Annotated in this window: 25 protein-coding genes; 3 read left to right on the top strand and 22 right to left on the bottom strand. The window is 44.3% G+C overall.

From position 1 onward, the window contains the following. Nucleotides 1-42 precede the first annotated feature (42 nt). From QYB97_RS23065 to QYB97_RS23035, 7 genes are all read right to left on the bottom strand, one after another. Nucleotides 43-1,011 carry an asparaginase gene (locus QYB97_RS23065; protein WP_301168351.1) on the bottom strand — a complete coding sequence of 323 codons (969 nt, stop codon included), beginning with the start codon at nucleotides 1,009-1,011 and terminating at the stop codon, nucleotides 43-45. Between the two features lie 72 nt (nucleotides 1,012-1,083). Then, nucleotides 1,084-2,064 (bottom strand): YpdA family putative bacillithiol disulfide reductase, encoded by a 981-nt coding sequence (locus QYB97_RS23060; protein ID WP_301168350.1) that lies wholly within the window; start codon nucleotides 2,062-2,064, stop codon nucleotides 1,084-1,086. A 146-nt stretch (nucleotides 2,065-2,210) separates the two neighbouring features. Beyond that, a complete protein-coding gene (locus QYB97_RS23055; RefSeq protein ID WP_301168349.1) occupies nucleotides 2,211-3,491 on the bottom strand; it encodes a Glu/Leu/Phe/Val family dehydrogenase in 1,281 nt (426 codons plus the stop codon). Between the two features lie 188 nt (nucleotides 3,492-3,679). Next, on the bottom strand, nucleotides 3,680-4,597 hold the full coding sequence (locus QYB97_RS23050) for a D-alanine--D-alanine ligase family protein (RefSeq protein ID WP_301168348.1): 918 nt from the start codon (nucleotides 4,595-4,597) through the stop codon (nucleotides 3,680-3,682). Between the two features lie 166 nt (nucleotides 4,598-4,763). Then, entirely contained in the window at nucleotides 4,764-5,354 is a 591-nt protein-coding gene (locus QYB97_RS23045; protein ID WP_301168347.1) for a genetic competence negative regulator, read from the bottom strand. Between the two features lie 82 nt (nucleotides 5,355-5,436). Next, nucleotides 5,437-6,381 carry a MerR family transcriptional regulator gene (locus tag QYB97_RS23040; protein WP_301168346.1) on the bottom strand — a complete coding sequence of 315 codons (945 nt, stop codon included), beginning with the start codon at nucleotides 6,379-6,381 and terminating at the stop codon, nucleotides 5,437-5,439. 204 nt (nucleotides 6,382-6,585) lie between these two features. Then, on the bottom strand, nucleotides 6,586-7,218 hold the full coding sequence (locus tag QYB97_RS23035; protein WP_301168345.1) for a CBS domain-containing protein: 633 nt from the start codon (nucleotides 7,216-7,218) through the stop codon (nucleotides 6,586-6,588). 172 nt (nucleotides 7,219-7,390) lie between these two features. Between QYB97_RS23035 and QYB97_RS23030 the strand changes: the two genes are divergently transcribed. Continuing rightward, complete coding sequence (locus QYB97_RS23030) at nucleotides 7,391-7,609, top strand: hypothetical protein (protein WP_301168344.1); 219 nt, start codon at nucleotides 7,391-7,393, stop codon at nucleotides 7,607-7,609. A gap of 4 nt (nucleotides 7,610-7,613) precedes the next feature. Here the strand turns inward: QYB97_RS23030 and QYB97_RS23025 are convergent, their stop codons facing one another. From QYB97_RS23025 to QYB97_RS23005, 5 genes are all read right to left on the bottom strand, one after another. Further along, on the bottom strand, nucleotides 7,614-8,066 hold the full coding sequence (locus QYB97_RS23025; protein WP_301168343.1) for a DUF2663 family protein: 453 nt from the start codon (nucleotides 8,064-8,066) through the stop codon (nucleotides 7,614-7,616). 105 nt (nucleotides 8,067-8,171) lie between these two features. Beyond that, complete coding sequence (locus QYB97_RS23020) at nucleotides 8,172-8,471, bottom strand: hypothetical protein (protein ID WP_301168342.1); 300 nt, start codon at nucleotides 8,469-8,471, stop codon at nucleotides 8,172-8,174. Next, nucleotides 8,455-9,075, bottom strand: a complete 621-nt coding sequence (locus tag QYB97_RS23015; RefSeq protein ID WP_301168341.1) for a CPBP family intramembrane glutamic endopeptidase — start codon at nucleotides 9,073-9,075, stop codon at nucleotides 8,455-8,457. Before QYB97_RS23015 ends, QYB97_RS23020 begins: the two co-directional genes overlap by 17 nt. Further along, nucleotides 9,014-10,573 carry a RecQ family ATP-dependent DNA helicase gene (locus tag QYB97_RS23010; protein WP_301168340.1) on the bottom strand — a complete coding sequence of 520 codons (1,560 nt, stop codon included), beginning with the start codon at nucleotides 10,571-10,573 and terminating at the stop codon, nucleotides 9,014-9,016. Before QYB97_RS23010 ends, QYB97_RS23015 begins: the two co-directional genes overlap by 62 nt. Next, nucleotides 10,548-11,615 carry a YpbB family protein gene (locus QYB97_RS23005; RefSeq protein WP_301168339.1) on the bottom strand — a complete coding sequence of 356 codons (1,068 nt, stop codon included), beginning with the start codon at nucleotides 11,613-11,615 and terminating at the stop codon, nucleotides 10,548-10,550. Before QYB97_RS23005 ends, QYB97_RS23010 begins: the two co-directional genes overlap by 26 nt. A gap of 242 nt (nucleotides 11,616-11,857) precedes the next feature. On the opposite strand from QYB97_RS23005, the gene QYB97_RS23000 reads away from it, so the two are divergent. After that, on the top strand, nucleotides 11,858-12,106 hold the full coding sequence (locus QYB97_RS23000) for a ferredoxin (protein WP_301168338.1): 249 nt from the start codon (nucleotides 11,858-11,860) through the stop codon (nucleotides 12,104-12,106). Between the two features lie 191 nt (nucleotides 12,107-12,297). Then, nucleotides 12,298-13,869 carry a phosphoglycerate dehydrogenase gene (gene serA / locus QYB97_RS22995; RefSeq protein WP_301168337.1) on the top strand — a complete coding sequence of 524 codons (1,572 nt, stop codon included), beginning with the start codon at nucleotides 12,298-12,300 and terminating at the stop codon, nucleotides 13,867-13,869. A gap of 49 nt (nucleotides 13,870-13,918) precedes the next feature. On the opposite strand, the gene QYB97_RS22990 is transcribed toward serA, so the two are convergent. From QYB97_RS22990 to QYB97_RS22945, 10 genes are all read right to left on the bottom strand, one after another. After that, nucleotides 13,919-14,728, bottom strand: coding sequence for a histidinol-phosphatase (locus QYB97_RS22990; RefSeq protein ID WP_301168336.1), 810 nt, complete (start codon nucleotides 14,726-14,728; stop codon nucleotides 13,919-13,921). A 26-nt stretch (nucleotides 14,729-14,754) separates the two neighbouring features. Beyond that, nucleotides 14,755-14,928: a hypothetical protein gene (locus QYB97_RS22985; RefSeq protein ID WP_301168335.1), complete on the bottom strand. Its 174-nt coding sequence runs from the start codon at nucleotides 14,926-14,928 to the stop codon at nucleotides 14,755-14,757. A 180-nt stretch (nucleotides 14,929-15,108) separates the two neighbouring features. Further along, the gene (locus QYB97_RS22980) at nucleotides 15,109-16,899 is read right to left on the bottom strand and encodes an ATP-binding protein (protein WP_301168334.1); all 1,791 of its coding nucleotides are present in this window, start codon (nucleotides 16,897-16,899) and stop codon (nucleotides 15,109-15,111) included. Continuing rightward, entirely contained in the window at nucleotides 16,896-17,615 is a 720-nt protein-coding gene (locus tag QYB97_RS22975) for a response regulator transcription factor (RefSeq protein WP_301168333.1), read from the bottom strand. Before QYB97_RS22975 ends, QYB97_RS22980 begins: the two co-directional genes overlap by 4 nt. A 114-nt stretch (nucleotides 17,616-17,729) precedes the next feature. Then, nucleotides 17,730-18,923 (bottom strand): c-type cytochrome biogenesis protein CcsB, encoded by a 1,194-nt coding sequence (gene ccsB / locus QYB97_RS22970; protein ID WP_301168332.1) that lies wholly within the window; start codon nucleotides 18,921-18,923, stop codon nucleotides 17,730-17,732. Nucleotides 18,924-18,943: 20 nt separating this feature from the next. Then, nucleotides 18,944-20,557, bottom strand: a complete 1,614-nt coding sequence (gene resB, locus QYB97_RS22965) for a cytochrome c biogenesis protein ResB (protein WP_301168331.1) — start codon at nucleotides 20,555-20,557, stop codon at nucleotides 18,944-18,946. 270 nt (nucleotides 20,558-20,827) lie between these two features. Further along, the gene (locus QYB97_RS22960) at nucleotides 20,828-21,577 is read right to left on the bottom strand and encodes a pseudouridine synthase (protein ID WP_301168330.1); all 750 of its coding nucleotides are present in this window, start codon (nucleotides 21,575-21,577) and stop codon (nucleotides 20,828-20,830) included. 114 nt (nucleotides 21,578-21,691) lie between these two features. After that, a complete protein-coding gene (locus QYB97_RS22955) occupies nucleotides 21,692-22,222 on the bottom strand; it encodes a spore maturation protein (protein WP_301168329.1) in 531 nt (176 codons plus the stop codon). A 3-nt stretch (nucleotides 22,223-22,225) separates the two neighbouring features. Next, entirely contained in the window at nucleotides 22,226-22,819 is a 594-nt protein-coding gene (locus QYB97_RS22950) for a nucleoside recognition domain-containing protein (RefSeq protein ID WP_301168328.1), read from the bottom strand. Then, complete coding sequence (locus tag QYB97_RS22945; protein WP_301168327.1) at nucleotides 22,812-23,984, bottom strand: D-alanyl-D-alanine carboxypeptidase family protein; 1,173 nt, start codon at nucleotides 23,982-23,984, stop codon at nucleotides 22,812-22,814. The genes QYB97_RS22950 and QYB97_RS22945 overlap by 8 nt, the downstream gene beginning before the upstream one ends. Nucleotides 23,985-23,995: the final 11 nt, after the last annotated feature.

Below are 23,995 nucleotides of genomic sequence, written 5' to 3'. Positions count from 1 at the left end.
CCAGCACTTTGCCCGGGTCCGACAAGCGCTGGAGTCCATTGGTCAGAAAATGTTTTTAATGCGGTCCTCTCCTTGTGCGGCAAGCAGAACGGCAAGCCTGATTCTCGCTTTTTTGCTGTCATAATCCTTGCCGAGGATAACGCCGTTCTCTGCCAGGTCATAGGTGCTGCCCAAATAGTCGTAGGTTGGATACACTTGCCCTTCTTCAGAACTTGTGGTGATAACGACATGTATGCCAGATTGCACTGCAGCAACAATGGCTTCCATCATTAGCGGTGCCACCTGACCACGTCCTGCTCCTTCGAGTACAATTCCCTTTACACCGCTATTCATGGCCGCTCTGATAAATTTTCCGTCAGCACCAATGTAGCATTTGATAATATCCACCTGTGGCACTTCCTTGTGGAGGGGATAGAATTCCCGGCCGATCGGTTTCTGGTATGGAACCACTTTATCATTATCAATGATCCCCAAATAGCCGAAGCCAAATGAATTAAAGCCCTGAAGATTGGATGCATGTACCTTCTTTACATATCTGGCACTAAATATCCGTTCATTGAACACCACAACCGTGCCTGACCCCTTTAAATCAGGATCGCAGGCGGTATAAATGGCATGTCGCATGTTCGTGTAGGAGTCGCTGCCGGTTTCTCCGGGTGACCGCTGGGAACCCGTAACGACCACCGTACGCTCATCAGCTACCGTAAGATCAAGAAAATACGCAGTTTCTTCAATACTGTCGGTTCCATGGGTAACCACTACACCGTCATATTGATCATCACCATATAAATTATCAATCGCTTCTTTCAGCACTTTCAGATGATCAAAGGTCATGTGCATACTGGGCACCTGAAACAGCGAGAAGATTTTGACTTCAATGTCACCAGGCAGTTCAATCATCTCCGCAAGCTCCTCGCCTGTAAGAGCACCCGAAGACAAAAGTCCTGTTGTTTCATTCGGTTTGCTGGCAATTGTTCCGCCAGTAGTTATTAGGGCTACTTTTTTTGTCATATGTATACACCTCTTTCGTATCATAACATAGCGGGTTTACAGGTAAAACGTAAGAACAAAAAAAGCCCCGCGTTATTGCCGCGGAGCTGAAAGGGTTTCTGCAATGAGATTACCATGAAATCTGCCATTTTCAATGAAAATTTCATTGGCATTGTTACCAGCAGCAATGACCCCGCAAATGAACACATTTTTAACGTTCGTTTCCATCGTTTCAGGATGATGTGCCGGACGCCCGGTCTCCTTGTCGATCTCTATGCCGATATTACGAAGAAAGCTGTGGTCGGGATGATACCCGGTCATGGCGAATACAAAGTCGGCTTTCACGGATGCTTGCTTTCCATTCTCCTCATAAATAACATGGGTTTCCCCGATTTCAATCACATTCGCCCCAAAATGCATTCCGATTCTGCCATGATTCACATGGGATACAAATTCGGGAAGCACCCACGGTTTAACACTGGGAGAATAGTCCTCTCCGCGATAGAGAACGGTAACCCTTGCCCCTGATTTATGCAATTCAAGAGCCGTATCGACCGCGGAATTTTTCCCGCCTATGACGGTTACATCTTTATCATAGTATGGATGACCTTCTTTAAAATAATGAAAGACATGTCCCTGGTCTTCACCTTTCACATTCATATATGTGGGGTTATCATAATAACCTGTGGCGATGACAACAGCTCCAGCTGAATATTCCAACAGGTCACCTTTTACAGTCTTTGTTTTAACAGTGAATTCAGCGTCACTGATTTTCTCTACTCCTGTCACCTTTTCATACGTATGGATATTAAGTTCCATGCGCTTTGCCACTTCTCTATAGTAGGTCAGGGCATGAATTCTTCTTGGTTTTCTTTCTTCATTCACAAAAGGCATATTCCCTATTTCAAGCTTTTCACTGGTACTGAAGAAGGTTTGATGCGTTGGATAGTTATAGATGCTCTCCACAATGTTCCCCTTTTCAATGACCAAATAAGACAGCCCTTTATCTTTCACGGCAATCGCTGCGGATAAACCGCAGGGACCCCCGCCTATTATCACAACATCGTACTTCATTTCTCCACTCTCCTGGTCTTTATCTGCAGGGATTTTTTGTACGGTACTATCATACATAGTATTCAATCGCAGGATTGATTTATCCAAAAACAAAAATCCCCTATCTCAAAGTAATGATAGGGGATTGCTCAGTTATTTGCAAAAAATTAAATCCATCCGCGGAAACGGGAAGCTTCCGCCATTTTGCGGACACCGACCATATAGGCCGCAAGCCGCATGTTCACTTTGCGGTTCGTTGAGGTCGTGTACACATTATTGAACGACTTGACCATCACGGTTTCCAGCTTCTTTTCAACTTCTTCTTCAGTCCAGTAATAGCCCTGGTTGTTTTGCACCCACTCAAAATAAGAAACGGTTACACCGCCGGCACTTGCCAGTACATCGGGCACAAGAAGAATGCCGCGTTCTGTCAGGATTTTAGTCCCTTCCAGTGTAGTTGGCCCGTTTGCCGCTTCCACGACAATGGATGCTTTAATGTTATGGGCATTTTCACCTGTGATCTGGTTTTCAATCGCTGCGGGTACAAGAATGTCGCAATCCAGCTCCAATAATTCTTTATTGGAAATGGTATCTTTAAATAGTTTGGTTACTGTACCAAAGCTGTCACGTCTTTCTAACAGATAGTCGATATCCAGGCCATCCGGATCGTGCAGGGCGCCGTATGCATCGGAGATTCCGATTACATTTGCACCGGAATCATGCATGAACTTCGCAAGGAAGCTTCCTGCGTTTCCGAATCCCTGTATGACTACACGGGCACCCTCAAGCGCAAATCCTCGTTTTGCAGCCGCTTCGCGGATGCAGATGGTCACTCCTTTTGCCGTTGCGGTTTCGCGTCCATGAGAACCTCCTAGAACCAAAGGTTTACCTGTAATGAATCCCGGGGAATCAAACTCGCGGATCCGGCTGTATTCGTCCATCATCCATGCCATTATTTGTGAGTTGGTGAATACGTCGGGAGCAGGAATATCCTTTGTAGGTCCAACCAGCTGGCTGATTGCGCGAACATACCCGCGGCTTAAGCGTTCAAGCTCGCGGAAAGACATGTTTCTCGGGTCGCAAATAATGCCGCCCTTACCGCCGCCATATGGAAGGTCTACAATTCCAGCTTTAAGGCTCATCCAAATCGAAAGCGCTTTTACCTCAGTTTCGGTTACACTTGGATGGAATCTCACGCCACCCTTTGTTGGTCCGACAGCGTCATTGTGCTGAGCACGATAGCCTGTAAAAATTTTGGTGGATCCGTCATCCATTTTTACAGGAATACGGACAGTCAGCATACGGATGGGCTCTTTTAACAGCTCATATACTTCTTCAGGGTATCCCAATTTATCCAAAGCTTCCCCAATCACGGATTGTGTTGCGGTCAGCACATTGTTATTTTCATGATTTTCTGATTTGTGATCTGCTGCGTTTTGGGCAGTCATATGTTTACCTCCCATTATTGTCACCTCTAAAGTTTAGTCAATCTTCAGAGACAGTATACACCTTTGTTTGCTCCATGAGAAGGGAATTTTCAAGAATGTCCCGAAAAACGTAAGCGCTTACGGTACTTTTTTCCCATTCGCAAAAAAGTCAGCAATAAAGCCCTTCTGTTGCGACAGAAGGGCAAATTTTATTTTTTTAGAGAAAGCTGAACAAGCTCTTCAATCATTTTGGGGTAAGATAGTCCTGCTTCTTTTGCCGCATCCGGAAACAAGCTTGTAGGCGTCATGCCGGGAAGAGTATTCACTTCAAGAATGACCGGATCGCTTCCGTCTTCAGGGACGATAAAATCGACACGGGAATAAACCTCGCAGCCCAGTACCTCATGAGCAAGCACAGCTTGCTTTTGAAGCAGCGCGGTTGTTTTTTCATCCAAACGGGCAGGAACGTAATGGACACTGCCGCCTGCAGCATATTTGGATTCATAATCGTAATACTCATTCTTTGGAACAATTTCCACGACAGGGAGAGCTTTGACGTCTCCTTTGTCTCCCATGACCGCTACAGTCACTTCTTTTCCAGAAATAAACTCCTCAACCAGGACCGTCTGATCATGAAGCATCGCTGTAGAAATTCCCTTCAGCATTTCTTCCTCGTCCTTTGCAATCGTCAAACCGATGGTTGATCCCTCATGGTTGGGTTTAACAACCAAAGGGAAACCAAACGGCACATTCAGCTGATTTTCCTTATACAGCTTTTTCTCCAGAACTACCTCACTGGCAATGCGAATACCGGCAATCTTAAAAAACTGCTTGGACCTTGCTTTATCCATTGCAAGAGCAGAGGCAAGAACGCCTGACCCGACATATGGAATTTTCAGCATATCCAGCAAGCTTTGCAAACGGCCGTCTTCACCATACCGGCCGTGCAATCCTATAAAAACAGCATCCACATCAAGATGGACAATGTCATCAAGACGGTCCGGATGAAAATCCACACCTATAACTTCATGCCCTTTGCTTTCCAGAGCATTGATGATTTGTTTCCCGGAGGAGATGGATACCTCGCGTTCAGCAGAAATGCCGCCATATAATACTGCAATCTTCATTGTTAAGAATCACTCCTACCCCAAATATATGTAATATCAGTATATTCCCTGCAACTCCGCATGAGCTTTTCTTTTAGGAAATCCAATCTATCATACCACGTTTAGCGCTTGTTGTAACAGCATACACCGCCTTTTGAACTAAAAAAACTCCCGCATGGACGGGAGCTTAATTGAAGTACTTATTAATTTGCGAAATCGCATGACTGTCCATCAGTGCTTTTCCGTATTCAATTACCCTGTAGCTTGTTATCGTCGATGAATTTCCAAATTCCGCCAACAGCGCAATCAAAGTATCCAATTCAATTTCTGTCAAATCATGTTCTTCAAATTTCAAATAAAAGCAATCTTCAAACGAGTAGAGAACGCCTCCATCAAGGTTCAAAGGCTCCAGGCGTTTTGCAAGTGCAATTACATCTTCGAAGGACGAAAACTCATAGAAGATTTCATCACTCTCATCGAGAGTAACCTGCATTTCAATATAGTCATCATCGTATTCATCTTCAAGTTCATACTCGTTGTGCCCTTTTGTCACAATGACCACCATTCCTTGCGCCGGTAAAGCAAAAACTTCAACAGCGATCGGTCCGTCTGCTTTAAACCCTACTTCATCGTCTGCTTCGGTCATCATGTCTCTGAATAGTTGGTGAACTTTAGGAATATCCTGCCAAATCTCATCCTTGGATATTCCACGCTCTTTTAAATCATCAAACGTTAGGAAGATCTTGATCTTGTTATAAGTTAATCGCTCTACCCGCATTTCTGGTCCCCCTTACATTCGATTCCGCATCTCTTTACTAACACTATATGAGTGAGAAGGCAGTTGGTGATTAATGATCCTTTCACTTCTGTGACCAAAGAGGCGGTCGTTTTTCTTCTTTCAATTTTTGGTGAATCCATTGATCCCATTCGGTTTTTGTCTTCCCTATTATAATGTCTTTAATTTTGGTTTTTATATCATTGGATAAATATTCAAGTCCCAAGCCGCCCAAGCCGATTTGGAGGGAGGGATGGTTGTGTTCTGCCTGTTTAAGCCATTCAATCGTTAATGGCAAGTGCTCTCCCACAGTACAGGAAACAAATAGCAATTTAGGATCAATCTCTCTGATAACAACATCCAGATCCTCAGGAGGGATTCCTTCACCAAGGTAAATTACCTCAAATCCTTTTTGACGCAGGTAAAGTGTAAAAATTAAAAGTCCCAGCTCGTGGGTTTCTTTCAGTCCGCATACTGCTATAACCTTGGGAAGATAGCTGTCCACAGGAAGATGAAACAGGATATTGCCAATCTTCGCTTTTAAAAAGCTGGAGGCGTAGTGCTCATGGGCGACTGTTATTCTTTTGCTTTCCCACATATCTCCTACCTTAACAAGCAAAGAACCCAGAATATCAATGGTCACTTTTTCAATGGTAAAAAGGCTGAAGGCCCTGTCCATCACTTCTTTGGCTTTGCGCTCATCAAACGACATAAGAGCGGAAAGAAGCTCGTCCGACAACTGCATCGCCACATCCGTTTGGCCACTGCTTTCCACAATAATCTGGGATATTTTATTATCATGGTGTTCAAGCAGGTCGACTGCCTGGCTTATTGTGAAACCATGTTTAATTTTATTCATAAGCCATTTGATAATATAGATATGTTCATCCGTATAAAGCCTGTGCCCCGCTTCATTTCTCTTCGGCTCGATGATTGAGTATCTCCGTTCCCAGGCGCGAAGTGTTCCTGCCTGGATGCCAAGCATTTTAGAGACGGCTTTAATATTGTATTTTCCTTCCTGCGATGCCATTTCTATATCCTCCAATAGCTGATTATACCTATTAGTATAGCGGACAGATTTACTGGTGTAAAATTTCAGGAACCAGTGGGGAACCAAATTTTACTGAATAATTAATCCTGAAGTTGTTATTCTTCTTTCCCCCAAGATGTTGTTTGGTAAAACACATTTTAACTGAAAATTGCTAAAAAGGACAGCCCTAAATTAGGGGCCGCCTCAATCTTCATGTATGCTTAAAATCCTGAATCCGGACTGGCTGAGCTTTTCCGTAAATTTATCTAGGTTGGGAGTTTTTTCCACCTTCATTACCATCCTTCTGACTAATTTATCTGTCTCATCAAAAGTTGTTAATGAAATAATGTTTTCATGAAATTGTTTTGTAATCTCTGACAGCCTCGCAATTCTCCCTTCAGCTTCCAAAGAGGCAAACGCGATCCGCACCCCTGGCATTTTCATGCCAAATGCGCTTTGAAATTGGTCAAGTACCTCATACCTTGTAATGATTCCAAGCAACACATTATGTTTATCCTCCACCGCAACAATCGGCATGTCGTTTACCATAAGAAGCGTCCGCTCAAACATTTCATCCTCTGATACCGCCTGGTTTTTGTACCTTGAAATATCCCCGGCCCTTGTTTTCAGCAAGAATTGCTCCTTGGACAAAGGGCTCGAGAAGCAAGCCTCATGAATGATATGGCGTGTGATGATCCCCTGATAATGCTTATCCTCAACAACCGGTATTCCATCGAGGTCATGCTTTTCCATTAGTTCCAGCGCTTCCCGTGCGGACGCACTCTTATGGGTAAAATGTGTTTTTCTCAATGGAACCATATGGCTTTTCACAAACATCCTTCTTTCACCTCCCGTCATGTTAAGTTTTACGTCTATACATTTACATAAGCAGGCCAGTCTTAATTAAGATTATGAGAATATTTAAAAATCTCTTATTGTAAATCCTGTAAAATTGTCTTATCATAAAAACTACAACCGATAAATTTCAAAAAGATTGGAGAGGAACAACATGACTTTATTAAAAATCAAGACAAAATCTCTCGTGTTAAATAAAGATCTTGAATATAATGAAAAACTGGGTCTTCCCGTTGAAGTGTATTGCCCTCTTGCCCATCAAACCATTGCTTTCGGGCGGATTGAAACATTGGATGACCATTTTGTCGTTATCAATTCGGAAAAACATGCGATTGCCGATCACTTTTTCTTTGGCTGCCCTTGTGCGGTCTGATCTGTCACTTGTAATACAGGTTGATGTTATATTCTGATTTTATAAACTCCATGACCTGGTGCCTGTTATTCCACATGTCAGGCCTTGGCCATAAATCGTCGCCACGCTCTACGATCTCTTTCCGTATGCTTTCAAATTCTTCATCCGCTTTTGCGCATTTCTTTTTTATCCGTTTCCATTGAACCCCGGCGAGCAAAAAGTATACAAAAATAAACCAAATCATTTGGTCACCTGCCAGGGACGCCACTGCTGCCCGCAAACTTCCTGCCTCATTCCACTTAAATCCATACAAATAGATCAAACTTAAGCATCCCATGAGCGAACTGTAAAAGGCCCACCGTTTCATTTGCTTGTCAAGCTGGTCTTTCCGTTCCTTTTTTTCAATCAGCGTTTGGAGAACCACTTTGCAAATGTCTGAGATATAAGGCTCAACCTTCCAATAATTCAATGCATTCATATAAGCCCCCTCCTGCTTCAAATTATGCTTCCTCTATTTAAATCATTCCGAATGGGCTTTTTGTTTTTGCCCATGAAAAAAGCTGACGGCAGCTTTGCCGTCAGCTTAATTATGCGATTCGATTTGCACCTTTTGGATATCATCTTTTCCATTGATCGGATTCATCACTTTCGGAAACCAAAGATTAAAAGTAAGTATAAAAACAACAAGCAGCATAAATGCGAGAAGCAGGCTCTGGGTAAGCGGAAGCCGTTTTTCCTTTTTGGATGATGAAGGTTGGGGAATTTGTTCCCCGTCTTGTTTGTCCAATTGTTGCGCTTGCTGTACTTTTCTTTGATGAAATTCTTTTCTCGAAGGCAGTGGACGATCCTGGATCAGTCCAGTGTCCTCACTCATGTTCTTCAAAAAAACCACCTCCGTTTTCTGCCCGGTCATCACGGACAATCAGCCAGCCTTTTGAGATAAGCAGTCCCAGCAGGAAATCAATAAAAAAATGAGCAGCCATTGGTACGATTAAATTATTGGTTTTCTCATATAAATATCCCAGAAGAAAACTCAGTAGAACCGCTGCTATGAACAAAACCGGCTTTTTTATATATCGTACATGGAGTACGGCAAATAGTAAACTGGTCAGGCTCAAACCCACCAGAGGCTGGATGGCACCGCGGAAGAGCCATTCTTCGGAAAACGAAATCACAGCCGTCAAAATGGCAATATGCCAAACGGGGACCCTCCTGAAAATCCGTTTATTGATGCCGCCATCATCCAGCATTCTTTCAGGCAAAAACAAGTGAAGGAGCAGATTCACCAGCACCACTGCAACAGCCGTCCCGATACCCAGCACAAAAATAGGAAACACGTCCCACCTGAACCGATCCAGATGAAAACCGCTAAACAGCATAATCAATGTCCCCGCAGCCAGAAAAACACCCTGGGACACATAAATATTAATTCGAAGCTCCTTGTCGCTCATTTGCCGGATCAGCGCTGATTGATCCCACTTTTTCATGAACATCATCACTTTCCTGATTAAAAATATATCGAAGCTCCTTTTGCCAGCTCACAGGTTCATCAAAAAAGCGTTCCTTTTCTTCTTTCCTGTAAAAAAGACCGAGGTCCAATTTGCAAAAACTGCAGCAGTTCCATTCGATGCTCTGGCTGGTTTCACAAAAAATATCTCCGATTTTTTTCCGTTTGCAAAAATCGCCCTTCGTCCATTCTACCATTTCGCTCAGTTTTTTGCGTTTGTGGGCTTTTCTCTGCTGTATTTTTGACAAAATGCGCTCCCTTGCGTCCTTCGGTAAGGGATATCCCTCATTTGAAAAGTAGCCTTCCTTTTCAAATTGGTAAAACAGGAATCTTCTCGCGCTTTCCCCCATCTCCATTCGATCGAGCATTTCCATAAAGCCTTGAAGATCATTGGCTGGCAGCGAAGCACAATGAATGACTTGAGCTTCATTTGGATATTCATGATCAATGAACATTTCCGGCAAATCCGCATCCCCGCTGCTGTACAAAAGCACGGCAAGGCTTTGCCTCCCATCCCTGCCGGCCCGTCCGATTTCCTGGACATATGATTCAATATTGGATGGTAGGTGAAAATGAATAACATAGCGTATATTTGGCTTATTAATGCCCATTCCAAAGGCGTTCGTGCAGCAAATCACATCAAGCTCATCATTTAAAAACTGTTTTTGAATCAACAGCCTGTCTTCATTTTCCAGTCCTCCGTGATAAGCAGCCACCCTGTTCTTCCCATGCTGGCGAAGCATTTCTGAGAGTTGTTCTGTCCAAGATCGTGTTGAGGCATATATGATTCCCGGTCCTTCGAGCGAAGAAGCAAGTTCCAATACCCGGTTCAGCTTGTCAATATGAACCTGATGCTGTTCGGTCACGAGTGCAATATTGGGCCGGTCAACACTGTACACATGCTCTGTGCATGTAGGAATTCCAAGTTTATCACAAATATCCTTCCTGACTTCGGGTGTAGCCGTTGCGGTCAATGCCAGACAGGGTGGCTGTCCAAGTTGTGAGCGTATGGAAGAAAGTTTAAGATAGCTGGTGCGAAACTCATGGCCCCATTGGGAAATGCAATGCGCTTCGTCAACCACAAAAAGAGAGATCGATAGTTTTTTTAATTCCCGGATCATATAATCATTTTGCAGAATTTCTGGTGATACATAAATAAATTTGTAATAGGATAGGCGCTTCATAACCCTTCTTTTTTCTTGAAAATCCATAAAGCTGTTAAGGGCTACCGCTCTTTTCTCTCCCGACCGCTTCAATTGTTCCACCTGATCTTCCATAAGGGACAATAAGGGCGATACAATGAGCACTGCTCCTGATAGAACATATCCGGGAAGCTGGTAGCACAGGGATTTTCCTGTTCCAGTCGGCATCATGGCCAGCACGTCATTTTTGCAAAAGATATCCTCTATGACTTCACGCTGGCCGGCACGAAATTCCCGATATCCGAATCGTTCATATAACAGGGTTTGCAGTTCCAAGAACGTCACCAGCCTTTCCAAGTACGAGCCTGATTTTAAAATACGATATATCTTCCAATTTATCTTTAATGACTTTCAGCTTTTTTGTCTGAAGAACGGTATAAGCATTTAAAATCCTGTGCTGTTCTTCCATGGTTACATAGGGATCAATCGAAAAACGCTCATAATGGATGGCGATTTCAACGAGATGATCTTCGATTGTACTTTTTTTCATCCTGCGAATATGGATGATTTGGTCCATGCTTTTTCCTTCATTTAAAAGATGCCATGTTTTTTGTGCGGAAAGGGTCAAAGGCTTGTCCAAATCCAGGCCGGCAGCCAATTTGTTCAGCACCCTGTAATCCCCATTCTCTTCTTTAGCTTTTTTCAGAAAAAAGTGAAGCATTGAACGAAAACGAAGCTGCACTTCCACTTCCGGGATATTTAAAACCTGTGCAACTTGTTTGTTCGTTAAGCCTGTCCGGTTATGCCTGCTCAGCCTGAGGACAAAGACCTCCGCATCAATATCCGTCCTTTCACAAAGAAGGGCAAACATTTCCCGGTACAGCTGATCCGCTTCTCTCTGCCTCTCCTCCCCCTTTGGAAACCGCGTTTTTACCGAATGAAGAACAGCCGGATCCTGCGAAACAGGAAAAAATGTATAATCATTCCTGATTGCATGTGACAGGGATTGTATGTAAAGAGAGAGCATTTGATAAAAAGGCTGCTCAGCCGGTTTATACCGCATTCCGTCAAATGCATAAAGGTAAGAATGAGAATCAAAGAAATCTTCTAATTTCTTTTCCCCTTTTTCCGTTACTGTATAGCGGTCCTTCTCCAGGCATATCATTCCTCCTTTCAACAGCTCTGCCGCGGTTTGTTCCGCTTCATCCCTGTGAAGACCCGGCAATATTCCAAAAAAAGAAGAAACGTTGAATAAATGTCCATCTGAGAGGGTTTGGGATGTCTTTTTTCCGTTAAGCATATGCAGGAAACCGGAAAGGCTTCGCTCGCCATTGAATTTTTTTATAAAGTATAGAAGAAGTCCTTCTGTCATATTCATTAATTTATCACCACGCTTATAGTTTACATGAAAAAGCTGACCAATAAGCCGTTGACAGATTGGAAAATTTAAACGGAAAACGGGAGTATTGGCAGAGTGTTTGCATAAACGATCATTTTTTCTATTGAAATAGTGGTAGAGAATAACTTACAATATGTATAGCACACATATATTGAAGTATAACAATTTGCATGTATACGTAATATATTGTATCGTTTTACCATGATTAGGAGGTTATAAATATGCCAAAGTACACAATTGTAGACAAAGACACTTGCATTGCCTGTGGAGCATGCGGAGCTGCCGCACCTGATATTTATGATTACGATGATGAAGGAATCGCTTTTGTTACCCTTGATGAAAACCAGGGTATCGTAGAAATTCCAGATGTATTGGAAGATGATATGCAGGACGCGTTCGAAGGCTGCCCTACAGATTCAATCAAAGTTGCAGACGAGCCGTTTGAAGGCAACCCATTAAAATTTGAATAGTATCGGACGGATCAAGCCCTTCATTTTCGGAAGGGCTTTTTATATTCATTTAAAAACATTATAATCCGGTCTGTCAATTCCATTAAACTCCTAAGGTCTCAAATTTCGTTTGTAAGCGAAAAAATCCTGTGATAAGTTATCAGTATTATATAAATATTCTGCAATTACTATTCTTGAGCGGGAGTGATTCCATGTATACTGTGCTGGCGACGGATTCGATTGCAAAGGAAGGAATGGCAGAACTTGAGAACGAGCCCGGTGTTTCCGTTTTATACGGACATATTGACGAAATCACCCAACCAGAACTGATTGATGGTTTGATTGTACGCAGTGCCACCACGATAACAAAAGAGCTGCTGTCCCGTTTTTCCAACCTGAAAATTATTGCCCGCGCTGGTGTAGGGGTGGATAACATTGATATCAAGGCAGCCACACAGAGAGGAATACTGGTGATCAATGCTCCGGACGGCAATACCATTTCTACAGCGGAGCATACATTTGCCATGATCATGGCCCTTTTACGAAAGATTCCCCAGGCTAACCAATCCATTAAAGAAGGAAAATGGAGCCGTCCGAGTTTCAAAGGAACTGAACTTTCGGGAAAATCGCTTGGCATTGTCGGCATGGGCAGAATTGGCACAGAATTGGCCAAACGGGCAAGAGTATTCGGTGCCAAGGTGCAAGTCTATGATCCATTTCTGACCAACGACAGAGCTAAAACCCTTCAGGTCATTTCTTTACCTCTTGATGAGCTGCTTGTGACGAGCGATATTATCACCGTACACACTCCCCTTACAAAGGACACGAAAAAATTGATCAATGCAGACAATCTTTCAAAAACAAAAAAGGGAGTTTATCTCATCAACTGTGCCAGAGGCGGTATTCTGGACGAAGAGGCTCTATACACCTTCTTAACCAGCGGGCATGTAGCCGGCTGTGCCCTTGATGTGTTTGAGACTGAGCCAGCGGTTGAAAACCGGCTCGTTCAGCTGGACAATGTCATTGCCACTCCCCATATTGCCGCATCAACGACTGAAGCCCAATTAAATGTAGCATCACAGGTAGCTCATGAAGTATCCTCCTTTTTTAAGGGGAAGCCGGTTAAAAATGCCGTGAATCTTCCTGCCGTTTCAAACGAAGAATTTCAAAAAATATATCCTTTTTATGAGCTCGCCAAGATGTCTGGCCAGCTGCTGTCCCAATCTTTTTCCTCCCCCATTAAAGAAATTAAAATCACCTTTGCGGGTTCCATAACAGACTATGACACCGGACTCGTAACCAGAGGATTGCTTTCCGGCTTCTTACAGCCCCGGGTAGACCGGATCGTTAACGACATCAATGCGGCGCTGATTGCCAAAGAGCAAGGATTCACCTTTGGGGAAACCTACAGCACAGATGCTCAGGGCTATGAAAATTGGATGGAAGCCCGTGTTATAGGAGAACATGACAATTTCAGCCTTCAGGCTACCTTTATCAGTGGCTACGGACCGAGAGTAGTCAATATTAACGGATATTCTACAGATTTTATTCCCGAAGGCTATCTTGTTTATATAGAACATATCGATCGTCCGGGAGTCATCGGAAGAGTCGGCAAGCTGTTTGGCGATCTGGAGGTTAACATTGCCTCCATGCAGGTGGGACGAAAAATGGCAGGCGGCGAGGCCATCATGATGCTGAGCTTTGACAAAGAGCTGAATCAGGACATCTTCCTGAAGATCAAGGAACTGCCGGACGTTGTGTCGGCAACCAAAATAAATCTGTAAAGCAAAAAGCACGGAGATATGAACTCCGTGCTTTTTGCCTGCATTTTAATTAAAAGGAAATTTCCTTTCTTTGGCCTTTGTTAAACGTCATAACCGAGCTGTATCCTGTTTCCTTTGCCAGTTGAAACGCCTGATCGTAATCTGCACCAACGTGGGAAGGCTCGTGAGCGTCGGACGAAAAGACGATTGGTATTCCTTTATCCTTGCACATCTGGAGAAGAACGGGTTCAGGATACAGCCTCTGAACCGGTTTTCTTAAACCCGCGGTAGAAATCTCGACACAGGTTTTTGAATTCTTCAGTGCATCGGTGGCCCGGTCATACTGCTCAAGCAAAAATTCTTCATCCTTGGGTATGTACTTAAAAATTTTCACGAGATCAATATGGCCAATAATATCAAAAAGATTGGATTCAGCAAGCGTGACCACCTGATCGTAATATTGTCTGTACACCTCATACAAGTCCCTTCGGTCCCATTCTTTACGGTATTCGGCAAGGTCAATTCCGAAGTCGCCCACCCAGTGGACTGAACCTATGATATAGTCAAAATCGTAGCTTGAGATAAACTGCTCCATCTCTTTATGGCGGCCGGGTGTATAATCCATTTCAATTGACATTTTCACATCCATGTCGTTGTCCCACGCTTCATGAAACAATTTCACATAGTCTTCCATATCATAGTACCTGCGTTCTTCCATCCAGGGCTTGCTGACAATATCCTTCGTTTGATAAAAATGATAGGCATGTTCAGAAATCCCGAAATTCGGAATAGATTTAGCGCGTGCTTCATCCCCAAATTTCTTTAAGTAGTCCAGTGTGAGTGTCCCTTTTTCCAAATGATTGTGATAGTCTGTCGGCAAACCATTTCCTCCTCTGATTGTACAACCTATTTCTTGGGTAAATCCTTATCCACTTTTGTACCATGAAAAAGGGGCTCCTTCAAGTGTTTTTCGAAATTTTCTTTCGATTTTGCCTCTCCGCCTTTTCCGCCAAGAAACAGCATACCAATACAAAGGGTGATCGCCAGTACGACCAAAAACCGTCTTCCGTAGTCTTTCATCTTTTCCTCCTGAAACTAGAATCACCCTTTCATGTTATGCAGAAGCCGTTTTTTAAGAACATACAATTTAGTAGTTTTTTACTCAATCATCCAACAGAAAAAAACGTAAAAAAACAAACGGCAGGAACCGTTTGTTTTTGGATTTGTTTCTTATGGAACAAGAAAAATCGGGTGAAATACCTATTCTTCAACAGATAGCGGCAAGAAGATTGAAAATGTGGTGCCTTCGTTCAGCTTGCTGTGAACGGAAATGCTCCCATTGTGGGTAACCACAATGTTTTTTGCAATGGCAAGTCCAAGGCCAGTGCCGCCTTTTTTTCCGCGTGTCCGTGCTTTATCTGCTTTATAAAAACGTTCAAATACAAACGGTAGATCTTCTTCTGCGATTCCTGATCCATTATCTGTGACTTCGATTTTCAGCCCCTGCTGCAGCCGTTCCACCAAAATGGCAACCTTGCCCTTTGACGCAGTATGACGAAGGGCATTATCGATCAAGTTGGTCAGCACCTGTTCAATCCGGTCGGGATCAAATCGGGCAGTGCCTTCCGCATTCAGGTTCAGGGCCAGCTCAATATCACGTTCTCTGGCGATGCCATAAAATTTCCTGACGACCCGCTCAAAAAACTCGTTTACCGAAACTGTTGCCGGCCGCAGCTCCATCTGCCCGGCTTCAAGCCTCGCCAAATCAAGGAGCTCATTAACCAGCCGTCCCATTCTTAGAGACTCATCATGAATGATTTGCACAATTTCTTTTTCCTGTTCCCTGGAGCCGGCCACGTCATCCACGATCGCCTCACTATACCCCTGAAGCATTGAAATCGGGGTTCTGAGCTCATGCGAAACATTGGCGATAAAGTCTTTGTTCAGCTTTTCCATTTGCCGCTCTTCTGTCATGTCACGGAGAACAGCCACCGCTCCCCTGACAAAAGATTGATTGTAAAGCGGAGTCATAACAACCACCCAGCTCCGGCCCTGGATAGCTATTTCGATGTATTGTTCCTTTTCTGATGTGACCACATTTTGGAACAGCTCAGTAAGCTCAGATGGCAGGGCGTCCTTTTTGTCCGGATCCATCCCCTGCTCGTAATACCACGCCTGCAAAAAACGCTGAGCGGGAGGATTCGAAACAAGGATGCTCATCCGGCGGTCAAACGTAATAACACCATCGGCCATCGAACTGAGAATTCCCGACAGCTGTTCCTTTTCCTGATTCAAAGCGGTAATGAAATTTTTCAGCTGCCTCCCCATCCGGTTGAATGCCATGGCAAGTTCACCGATTTCGTCATGTGTGAGCATTGGCACCTTCATGTCAAATTCTCCGCGCGCCATATGAGAAGCCGCTTCCCTCATCTTTCGGAGCGGCGCGGTCACACGGCTGGAAAGGAAGAAGGCAAAGATGGTTGTCAGGATAATGGCGATACCGGCCGATAAAAAAATAAGCCTCTTGGTATAATTCGTGCTCTCCGCGATATTTTCCAGTGACTGATAAACATAAACGGCACCGGTTTTGCCATTTTCCATCTTAAAGGGCAAGCCGACGATCAGAAGCCGGTTATGTATTTCCTTCCCTTTTGACATCACTGGAAAATCGCCTTTCTTTACCACCTTTTTTCCATTTTGGTAAACAGAGGCAAGGGATTTGTTTTTAAAAAAGACACTCACCGGAAGGTCGGCTTCTTCCTGTTTTCGTGATGTCGGTGAGTAGTGCTCATTTTTATCCATGATGATCATGGCATTCAGGGAATAGGCATCCACGAGCTCTGAGGAAATGCGCAGCGCCTCTTCCTTGCTGTTATAATCCTCAAGAAGCTCAACCATTTTATGCGTAAGCTTGGTGAGCTGTTCTTCTGCCTGGTTATCATAATAACGGCCGACAAACTGCGTCAGCATCACGGTCAGTATGAAAAGAACAACCGAAACCAGCAGCAAAATGGTTACCCACAGTTTTCCGACGACACTCCGCCAGATCATGCTTGTTCTGCAGCCTCAAATTTGTAGCCGACACCCCACACCGTTGCGATCATGGATGCTGCTTCAGGTGAGACTTTATTTAATTTTTCGCGGAGTCGTTTGACATGGGTATCCACTGTCCGAAGATCGCCAAAGAACTCATAGTTCCAAACATCTTTCAAAAGCTGTTCCCGGGCATATACCTTGTCCGGTGTTTTCGCCAGGTAATAGAGAAGCTCGTACTCTTTAGGCGTCAGGTTGACCTCCTTGCCACCCGCGATCACACGGTGAGCATCATGGTCAATGGTGAGATGCGGAAACACAATGATATTTTTGGCAACGGATTCGGTTTGTAAGAACTTCGTGGAAGAAGACCGCCGCAGCAGCGCTTTTACCCGCAGAATCACTTCACGGGGACTGAACGGTTTTACGATATAATCATCCGCCCCGGACTCAAAGCCCTGGATCCGGTTTACTTCTTCCCCTTTTGCAGTCAGCATAATAACAGGAGTTGCTTTTCGCTGTCTTAACTTTTCACAGACTTCCATGCCGTCCATACCTGGCATCATGAGATCAAGCAATATCAAATCATAGTTGAGCGTTAAAGCAAAATCCAGAGCTTCTTCTCCATTTTCCGCTTCATCCACTTCGTAATTTTCGCGTTCAAGATACATTTTTAAAAGCTTGCGGATTCGATCCTCATCATCCACGATTAAAATCTTAGCCTCTTTTTCCACTGGTGTTCCTCCATTTCATTGAATCTGCACCTCTATCATACATGAACAGCCTGTATATCACAAAACCCTTCATCTCAAAAGAAAAAATTGAAATGAAGGGCCGCTTTTTTCATGTTATGCGTAGGAATGAAGTCCGGATATTACGAGATTAACAGCGATCAGGTTGAACATGATGATGACAAAACCAATCACGCAAAGCCAGGCTGATTTCTCGCCGTGCCATCCCCGTGAAAGCCGGAAATGAAGATAGGCTGCGTAGAACAGGAAGGTAATGAGTGCCCAGACTTCTTTTGGATCCCATCCCCAAAACCTCGTCCAGGCCTCCTGTGCCCATATCATAGCAAAGATCAGGGCCCCGAGCGTAAATACGGGAAACCCGATGGCAACGGACCGGTAGCTGATTTCATCCAGCAAATCCGGTTTCAGGTTCAAGAGCTTCGGCTGGATTGCTGCTGATATTCGTTTTCTTAAAATGAGACGGACAATTCCATACAGAACACCGCCTGTCAGCAGCGACCAGATAAAGGTGTTGAATTTCCTTGGCGCCTGCTCTCCGTTCATCCACGAAGGTGAGGAGACAAGCGGGCCAAAGTGATCATCTGCCTGAGAACCGTTTGGCGGCCCGACAAGTGCAGGCACATTATAGGTCACTTCCACCTTCTGGTCCTTTTTGTCGGTAAAGTTAAATGATGTTTCATAACCGGCTGCTGCAGAAATCGCACTGACCAGAACAAAGCCGAATACGCATAATAGCAGATACATAATGATTTCGAGCATTTTTGTTTTTTTGGTAGAAACGGTCTGATCAACGACCCGGATTAAAAAGATTAATCCCGCAACAAAGGATATGGATAATATTCCTTCTCCAAGAGCAGCTGTTGTAACATGGATTTTCAGCCAGTCACTTTGAAGCGCAGGAATCAGCGGTGCGATATCTCTGGGAAACATGCTGGCGTATGCAATGACCAGAAGAGCGATTGGCATGGCAAACACGCCTAACGCATTCGTGCGGTAAATCGCATAAATCAGGATAAAAGCAAATACCATCATCATCCCAAAAAACGTCGTGAATTCAAACAGGTTGCTGACCGGTGCATGACCGCTGGCCATCCATCGTGTAAAGAAATAACCGAGCTGGGATGCAAAGCCAAGGATGGAAAGGATGTAGCCCACTCTTCCCCATCTTTTCGTATAAGCCGCTTTGTTCTCTTTTCCTTTTTTATCGGAAAGGGACATGGCAAAGACAAGCGTTGCAATGAGATAAATAATAAAGGCGATATAAAGCAAAGTACTGCTGAGTTCAGCCATAATAACCTCCTGTACAGGGCTTAAGCACTTTTTTCGTCACTTTGGTCAATCGGCATGACCAGCCCGGATTCTTCTGATATGTTCTGCATCTCCCTTTTCAAGCCAAACCAGTTCTTATTGGTATGGGCAGCGATCCATAATTGGCCGTTCCTCTGTTGTATCCAGATTCTCCGGTGGTTCCAGTACAGACCCTGGACCACACCAAGCATGAAAATAATGCCGCCGATAATGATGATCGGAAGTGTCCTGTCCTTTTTGACTGTCAAGGCGGAAACATTCTTGGTTTCAATCCCGGAAAAGGACATTTTATATTTGTTGTCGCCAGCCTCCACATTTTTCCGTATGCCGATAAATGCGGTTTCGCCTTTAGGCGTCTCTGGTGTAAACATCTTGAAAACAAAAGCAGGATTGTCGGGAATGCTGTTTTCCGTCGTTGGCTGGTCATTTTCGTCGAGTTTAAAATTCGGAAAGTATTCGACCATATCGACTTTGTAGCCGTTTCCAAGATCATAAGAGGATTTTGGATTAAACAGGTTCACTTTGATTTCGCCGTAGGTTTTTCCTGTCTTTTTATTTTCCAGCTTGAGATTCATCCTATGAAACTCATTTAACTTGAAATCTACTTGATAAACAGAATAATCATTAAATGATAATGGTTCATTGACTTTAATTTTTGCGTCTCTTTCTTTTTTCAGCTCTGTTTGGGCCCCGACCACTTGAGAAGGTTCAGCATGGTAAAGAGTTACATTGCTTTGGTAGTTTTTTGGCACAGGATTCCCTGTTTTATCAAGTGCCTGTGAAAACTGCTTATCCTTCTTGTCATAGAGTTCCATAACAAATTTGTGGTTTTTGAGATAGTATTGCCCATCTTCCGTTTTTGTTCCGGGGACGGCCGTTGTCTCTCCTTCCCGGATCCATATGGTCTGATCGGTATACATGCCCGGGAAAAAACGAAGCATCGCCCCGATCAGGAAGATAATCAGACCCACATGGTTGACGTATGGCCCCCACCGTGAAAAACGGTTTTTTTCGGCAAGAATATTGCCGTTGTCTTCCTTGATTTTGTAACGTTTCTTGGCAAGTACAGTTTTTACACGATCCATGGAAATTCCGCTGTCGGACATGGCAAAGAGCCTTTGCCTTTTCATAAAGCTCTCATGCCGGGTCACGCGCTGGTATTTAAGCGCTCTGTACAGGGGAAAACCACGGTCAATGCTGACAATAATAAGCGATACGCCAAGTGCAGCGAGCAGTAAAAGGAACCACCAGGAACCATAGAGGTCATGGAAACCCAGCAAAAAGAAAATCTGTCCCGGTGTTCCGTATTCCTCTTTATAATAGGTCGTCGGATCCACATTGGGCGGTATGTACATTTCTTGTGGAAAGATAGTTCCAATCGCTGCGGCAACCAAAATCACAATAATAATCCAAATTCCAACTTTAACGGATGAAAAGAAATTCCAAACTTTATCAACAATCGTTTTGTTATAGGTTTGAGAACGCACGGCGCTTCCTTCATACCTCATGTTGATCAGTTCGTGCGACTTTTCATTGGTTAACGGCTTTCCGCACGATTCACAAATTTCGGTTCCGAACGGATTGCTATGGCCGCATTCACATTTGATTGTTTTCAATTTTGCACACCCCGTTACGGCTTGATATTTCCATATACGATATAATCGTCTCATTCGATATGGATACGCTGTTTTTTTCCGAACATTTTCCGTTTTATCCCCGGGGAATGTGTATGCCTGGGTTCCATGCCATACACTTAGGGAAAAGAAAAATGAAAGCGGTCAGCAAAATTAATAATAGAAACAAGGGATTCCCTCCTTATTAACGGAAAGAATCTCCATCCCTGCTTCTATTTTCAGGTTTCCATCTTAACTATAACGCCTTGGATTTTAATTATGGCCTCTCTTTTTTGACGGTTGTGTGACAGCTTGGTTTCGCAGCTGCTTCACTTCATGAGGGGTCAGTTCTCTGAATTCACCAGGATTCAGCCCTTTCACATCCAAAAAAGCATACCGTTCCCTTTTCAGCTTCAGAACTGGATGCCCAATGGCTTCAAGCATTCGCCGCACCTGGCGGTTTCTTCCTTCGTGAATGGTCAGTTCAATGATGGCAGTTTGTTTTTTCTTGTCTCCCGAAAGGAACTTCACCCTTGCCGGAGCCGTTTTTCCATCTTCGAGCATGATTCCTCTTTCAAGCTTTTTCATCGCTTCCCGTTCCGGAATTCCTTTTATCTTGGCAATATACGTTTTATCCACTTTATATTTCGGATGCATCAGCTCATTGGCAAATGTACCGTCATTGGTCATAATCAGGGCACCAGATGTATCATAATCGAGTCGTCCGACAGGAAAGATCCGTTCTTCCACGATTTCTTGAAAATAATCGGTAACCACTTTTCTTCCTTTATCATCTGAAACCGCCGTGATTACTCCTGACGGCTTGTACATTAGGAAGTAAACCGGATGTTCCCTTTCGATTTGTACACCGTTGACTTCGATCCTGTCTCTTCCAGTAACTTTGGTCCCAAGCTCCCGGACAACGGTTCCGTTGACTTTAACTTTTCCTTCCGTAATTAATTCTTCTGCTTTTCTTCTCGAAGTAATGCCGCTCTGGGCAATTACCTTTTGTAAACGTTCCATGATTTCACCTCATTTAACATCATACTCTCTCGCCTGCCATTTCACAAGGTCTCACCAGAAAAGCCGGTTTATAAACAAAAACACACCTGATGTTATTGTTCCATCCGGTGTGTTCTATGAAAATACAAGACTGACAACCACAATAGAAGCAATAAATCCGACGAGATCGGCCAGCAAGCCCACCTTCAGGGCATACCCCATTTTTCGGATGCCCACCGCCCCGAAATAGACGGTCAGCACATAAAAGGTGGTGTCGGTGCTTCCTTGAATGGTTGAAGCAAGCCGGCCAATGAAGGAATCAGGTCCATGGGAAGCGATCAAATCAGAGGTCATGCCGAGGGCTCCGCTCCCTGAAATGGTTCTCATCAGTCCGAGCGGTACTACTTCGCCCGGCACATGCAGCCAATCAAACAAAGGCTTTCCAAAATCAAGAAGCAGGTCAAGCGCCCCTGAGGCACGGAAAACGGATATGGAAACGAGCATGCCGACAAGATAAGGAATCATGGATACAGCCAGGGAAAAGCCTTCTTTTCCGCCTTCCACGAAGGCTTCATAGGTCGGCACCTTTTTGTATGTGCCGTATAGAAGAATAAATCCGATCAAAAAAGGAATAAACCAGATGGAAAATGAATTTATGAAACTCATAATCTACTTTTTCTCCTTCCGGACCGACCTGTAATAAAAAAACCGGTCTATCGAAAGTGCAAACACGGTGGATACCGCTGTAGCCATCAGTGTTGTGCCTACTATGTCTGTTGGAGTGTGCGAGCCGTAGTTCATCCGGATGGCAATAATGGTCGTAGGGATGAGGGTAATGCTTGAAGTGTTAATCGCCAGCAGAGTAATCATGGAGCGGCTGGCTTCATTCTTTCCACCGTTTAATACTTTCAGCTGTTCCATTGCCTTGATTCCCATGGGAGTCGCGGCATTCCCAAGACCAAAAAGGTTTGCTACCATATTGGATAAGATGTAACCCAGTGCCGGATGGCCTTCTGGCACATCCGGAAAAAGCCGTTTAACGAGCGGGCGGAACAAAAGAGCCAAAAATTCAAGCAAACCGCCCTTCTCCGCAATTTTCATCAGTCCAAGCCAGAAAACAAGAATACTGATCATGCCCAGACTGATGGTGACGGCTTCCTGGGCGCTTTTAAAAACGGCAGCATTTACCTTGTCCACATTACCGCTGAAAATGGCGACGATAAAACCGGTCACCATCATACCCACCCAAATGTAATTAACCATGGTGTGAACCACCGCTTATGGCAAACAGGGAAGCCACCATATGTTTAAACACATTCCAGATACTATGGTTTTCTTCTTTTACCAGCCCTTTGCCCTCATAGTACAATGGCAGGCTGCCAAGGATTTGGTCTCCGAGCATTACTTTCATTTTGCCAATCGGCTTGGGCACCGCTCCATTTTTCCACTTACCGCCTTTTGGCGGCTGGTAAAGATTCACCGATCGTTGAATGTCCTTTTCCTCCCCCTTCATTAAGGGGTAATTAAGGTCTCTAGCCGCTTCAATTTTATTTTGATAGGCCTTTAGCTTGATCCCGTTTACTACTCCCTTTTTTACAAGGCTGGTCAGCTTGAACGTCCGGTAACCCCAATTGAACATGGACGCGTGGTCTTCCCAGTCATTTGGATCATTCAATGTGACAGCGATCAGTCCCATGCCGTCTTTTTTAGCAGTGGAAACGAGGGTGCGTTTGGCAAGCTTTGTATATCCTGTTTTTCCGCCAGTGGAGTAAGGATAAAGCTTCAGCATTTTATTTTTATTCCGCCAGATCCGCTCCCATTTTTCACCCTCTTGTGGTGACCGGTAGATAACGGAAGATGAAATTTCCCTGAACTTTTCATTATCCATCGCATACCGGGTAAGCAGCGCCATATCATAAGCGGATGAGTAGTGATCATCATGGTCATCCAGGCCGTGCGGATTTCTGAACTGCGTGTTCTTCATTCCGATTTCACGGGCTTTTTCATTCATCATATAAACAAAACCATCGAGGCTCCCACCTACATACTGGGCAATGGCAACAGCTGAATCATTACCCGAACGGAGCATCAGACCGTATACAAGATCATTAAGTGAGATATGCTCTCCCGGTTTTAAATAGAGAGAAGAACCTTCCGTCCGGGTGGCCGCATCGCTGATGGTAACCCGGTCTGAAAGCTTGCCGGATTCAATGGCAATGATGGCTGTCATGATCTTCGTAATGCTTGCGATGCGCATGGGACGGTGTTCATTCCGTGCATATAGAATCCTTCCTGATTCCTGTTCCATTAAAATAGCAGCTCTAGCGGACACACCAGGCCCTGCAGCCGTTGCCTGAGGCGGCATACAGGTAAGCAGAAGAGCAGCTGCTAAGATAAGCATTGTCCATTTTTTTGTTGAATAGCGCATGGTATCCCGTC

It is taken from the genome of Fictibacillus fluitans (genome assembly GCF_030418125.1).
In the GTDB taxonomy this organism is placed as follows: Bacteria; Bacillota; Bacilli; order Bacillales; family Fictibacillaceae; genus Fictibacillus_C; species Fictibacillus_C fluitans.
The sequence above is the reverse complement of the archived record's forward strand: the minus strand, read 5'-3'. Positions and strand labels throughout refer to the sequence as shown.